4 protein-coding genes are annotated in these 3,784 nt (G+C 68.6%); 2 read left to right on the top strand and 2 right to left on the bottom strand.

The window, feature by feature from the left end; all coding sequences use genetic code 11:
- Positions 1 to 339 precede the first annotated feature (339 nt).
- Positions 340 to 885 (bottom strand): hypothetical protein, encoded by a 546-nt coding sequence (locus tag ACFXGX_RS31620; RefSeq protein WP_384797881.1) that lies wholly within the window; start codon positions 883 to 885, stop codon positions 340 to 342.
- 217 nt (positions 886 to 1,102) lie between these two features.
- Here ACFXGX_RS31620 and ACFXGX_RS31615 point away from each other — a divergent pair, with 217 nt between their 5' ends.
- Positions 1,103 to 2,452 carry a hypothetical protein gene (locus ACFXGX_RS31615; protein WP_384797878.1) on the top strand — a complete coding sequence of 450 codons (1,350 nt, stop codon included), beginning with the start codon at positions 1,103 to 1,105 and terminating at the stop codon, positions 2,450 to 2,452.
- A 360-nt stretch (positions 2,453 to 2,812) separates the two neighbouring features.
- Positions 2,813 to 3,436 carry a 2'-5' RNA ligase family protein gene (locus tag ACFXGX_RS31610; protein ID WP_384797875.1) on the top strand — a complete coding sequence of 208 codons (624 nt, stop codon included), beginning with the start codon at positions 2,813 to 2,815 and terminating at the stop codon, positions 3,434 to 3,436.
- A 37-nt stretch (positions 3,437 to 3,473) separates the two neighbouring features.
- Here ACFXGX_RS31610 and ACFXGX_RS31605 read toward each other — a convergent pair.
- Positions 3,474 to 3,784 (bottom strand): transposase (locus ACFXGX_RS31605; protein ID WP_384797872.1); only part of this gene is annotated, 311 nt, incomplete at its 5' end.

Genomic DNA, 3,784 nt, shown 5'->3' with positions numbered 1-3,784 from the left:
AACATCGCCCCGTGCCCGCGGGGGGGCGGGGGGGGGGGGGGGGGGGGGGGGGGGGGGGGGGGGGGGGGGGGGGGGGGGTGTGGCGGCCACCCGCGCCCCCCCCCCCCCCCCAGGCCTCGGGGCCGGCGGCCGTCACGACCGCGTCGAAGAACTGGCCGCCCAGCGGCAGGCGACTCGGCCGACCCTGCTGGACGTCCATCAGGTTCCGCACCCGTGCGGCGAGGGTGCCCATGTCCGGTGCGACCTCTTCGGGCGCGACGGCCAGGTCCCGCGCCGCGAAGTCGACGCGTTCCGGCAGTCCGCGCAGCCGCGCTGCGCGCTGGGGGAGGGGCGGGTGCGTCATGCCGAGCCGTCCCATGCCGCGGGGAGGATGACCTGCACGGTCTTGCCGACGTCCGCGCCGTCGTCGTCCCGCTTCACGTCCCACGAGACGGTTCCGCGGTAGTGGGCCGCCCACGACAGCCCCGTGGGGGCGGGCCGGGTCTCGTGGCTCTGGTTCGCGACCTGCTCGAAGTCCGGGAAGTCGGGGCGCGCGTCGTCGACCTCGATGAGCAGTTCGCTGGTGCCGGGATGGGCGATCAGCCGGACGACGATCTTCCCGTCGTGGAAGGGCTGTCCGTGCCGGGCGGCGTTGTCGGCCAGGTGCCCGATGACGCGGGCGGCGGCGTCGACGTTGCCGGGCCATCCGCAGACGGTGAGGCGGGGCCGGGCTCGCAGCCGGGCGTTCGCCCCCGCTCCGCGATCGGCGATCAGACGGGTGGACCACCGGAACGGGCCCGGTTCTGTGGGCAACGGCAGGAGCGCGGTCGCAGTGCCGGCCGGGCTCAGCGCGGTGACGCTCGCTCCTTCTGCGGTGGCGGCGTGACGCTTCTCTGGGGGGTTCACGGGGTGGCTCCCTGTCTGGCTGTGGTGCTCCGTGCATCCGTCTCCCAGCCTGGAGACACCTTCTGTAGCTGGTGATGCGCTGGTCACCGCTGCTCCAAGGGCTGAGAACGATCGCTTCTTGTAAGAGGTAATCGCGTGGTCACGCTCTGCGGGTACCGTTGGTGACTGGTGGGACCGTGAACACCGTGAACGCCATGAGCTGTCGGGAGTTGAGTACATGGCCACGAGGAACCGCACACCCAACCCCGCCCTTGCCGGGCTGCTTGACCAGGCACGATGGACGCGCACACAGCTCGCTCAGCAGGTCAACAGGCTTGGCCCGCAGGCTGGGTTGGATCTGACGTACGACCGGACGGCCGTAGCGCACTGGATCGCTGGCACGCCGCCGAAACCCGAGGTCAGGCCGCTGATCCTGGAAGCGCTGTCCGCGCGCTTAGGCAGACCGGTCACGCACGCGGAGGCTGGCCTGCAACCCGCTCTGCCCGTCGGTGGCTCTCTCGCAGTCGACACTGTGGAGGAGCTGATCGACCTCGGAAGGGCGGACATGGACCCATCTCGTCGAAGCCTCCTGGCTGCGACTCTGTTCACCGCAGCGCTCTCGGTCCCTGCCTTTCAGCAGGATGCACGGGCCGCCAGCGAGCCGATAACGCCGGGCAAGGCCACCACCCGCATCGGAGCGTCACAGGTGGCCTCCGTCCGGTCCATGACGGAGCGCATCGCGGACATCCTCGACGAGTTCGGGGCCGGGCACGCGCGCCCGATGGCCGCCGCGTTCCTGGTCAACACCGTCGGGCCGTGGCTTCGAGCACAGGCCTCCGAGCCGGTGAAACAGGACATGCTCGCCGCCGCATCAGACCTGACGTACCTCACCGGCTGGATGGCCATGTACGAAAAGGCCCACGGCCTTGGCCAGACGTACTACGTGAACGCGCTCAGGCTCGCCAACGAGGCGGAAGACCACGTCACCTACTGTCGGACCCTGCGCGGCATGTCGCTCCAGGCATCGAGCCTCGGGCACGGGCACATGTCCCTTGAGCTCGCGGACTCGGCCGCAGAAGCAGCACCCTCGGCCGGCCCCCGTCTCGTGGCCTTCCTGCGCGGGCAACAGGCGCACGCGGCTTCCATGGTGGGCGACCGGCGGCAGGCCCACACCCGGCTCCGGGAAGCCGAGACGGCCCTGTCGAAGGCGGACAACCGGCGGGACGCGATCGGCGGATACGACCAGACTGCCTACCTCTTCCACGTGTCGCACGTGCTCATGGAAGAGGGAGACCTGGAGGGCAGCATCGCAGCGATGCGGCAGTCCATCCGGGTGCAGCCCGCTGAAGAGCGCCAAGGCCGCGTCCACGCCTACGCCGTGCTCGCACAGCGTCAGCTCCGCATCGGGCACGTCGATGCGTCGTGCGAGTCATGGGGGCGGTTCCTGGACGAGTACGAGCATGTTTCTTCCGTGCGCGGTGACGACCACTTCGGAACGATGCGCAGGGAGCTCGCCCCGCACGCCGCTTCCCGCTCGGTCAAGGAGCTGGGCGCGCGTGTTCGCGAGGTAGCCGCGGCTAAAGCCTGAAACGATAGGCGCTTCCGGGGGAGCTGTCGGAACCCCCCGGAGGCAGCCGTCGCGATAGGGCCATCCTGCCGCAGACGTGTAGGACAGGCCGAGATCGGTATGCGCGTTGATGATGCGGGATCCCCTCTGTCATGTGCACGTTCAAGTGTGGCGTCATGGCTGTGGTCCGCTGTGGAGGGACCGTCCGCCCCGACGATTCCATCCAGATCGGCCCCCGCCACCGCCTCACCGCCCGCTGGAACGGGACCAGGTTCTTGTTCCGTGGTCAGCGACGTACCCAAGATGGCGGCAAGGCGGAGTGCAGCCTGGTAACGTCTCGCGCTTCGCCAGGGAGCGGTGCTGCCTGATTGGATCTCGGCGATGACATCGGACACCGAGGCAATGCGGAACCACTGGTGGTGGCGGCCCGGTTGGAGCGTGGGCCGTCGTTTCTACACGTGGCACCTCACCTTCGAGGGGCAGGACGATGTGCACCGGCTGGCTGCCGAGTACCGGGCCGCTCTCGCTCCGCTCGGCGACAGCGTCACCCTGATCCCCGACCGGTGGCTCCACCTCACCATGCAGGGCATCGGCTTCGTGGGCGAGACGAGCGAGAAGGACGTCGACAAGATTGTGGCCGCCGCTGCGGAGCGACTTGCCGAAGTGCCGGTCTTCGATGCCGAGATCGGCCCGGCCGTCATTGATCCGGAAGCCATCCTGTTGCACGTTCACCCGGATACGCCAGTGCGACGGGTACGCGACAGCATCCGTGCGGCCATCGGTGACGTCCTCGATGAGGTACCGGAGAAGGCTGAAGTGTTCACACTTCACGTATCCGTGGCCTACAGCGCCGGCGATGGTCCGACCACAGCGGTTGCAACTGCCTTGGCGGGCCTTGATCACGCGTCCGCCCGTGCACGGATTACCAGTGCCCAACTGATCGTGCTGCACCGCGACCGGCAGATGTATGAGTGGGAGACGTACGCCACGGTTCCTTTGGGCTGATCCAAGGCGGCATTAGAGGTCGTTTTCTCCCGTTGTTTCATCCCGGAATGTGCCGTTTGGTGTGCGATGTCGGGTCGCGCCAGGAGATGGTGTTCTCGCCGGTTAAGCGGCGGCCCATGAGGTCGGTCATGGCGATGTGGATCATGGCTTCGGAGCGGGTGGGCAGGGTTTCGTAGTCGCGGGCCAGGCGGCGGTGGAGCAAGAGCCAGCCGTAGGTCCGCTCGACCGCCCACCGTTTCGGGATAGGAGCGAGTCCCCTGGTCCCGGGCTTGCGTTGAGTGATTTCCATGTCGATGCCGAGGGTGGCTGCATGCTCGACGAGGTGCTGGCGATAGCCGCCGTCGACCC

It is taken from the genome of Streptomyces sp. NPDC059371, from assembly GCF_042751995.1.
In the GTDB taxonomy this organism is placed as follows: Bacteria; Actinomycetota; Actinomycetes; order Streptomycetales; family Streptomycetaceae; genus Streptomyces.
This window is presented reverse-complemented; position numbering and strand designations above follow the sequence as displayed.

Excerpts from the sequence above, each read along its gene's own strand:
- ACFXGX_RS31615 (WP_384797878.1), top strand. The coding sequence starts at position 1,103 with ATGGCCACGAGGAACCGCACACCCAACCCCGCCCTTGCCGGGCTGCTT.
- ACFXGX_RS31610 (WP_384797875.1), top strand. The coding sequence starts at position 2,813 with ATGACATCGGACACCGAGGCAATGCGGAACCACTGGTGGTGGCGGCCC.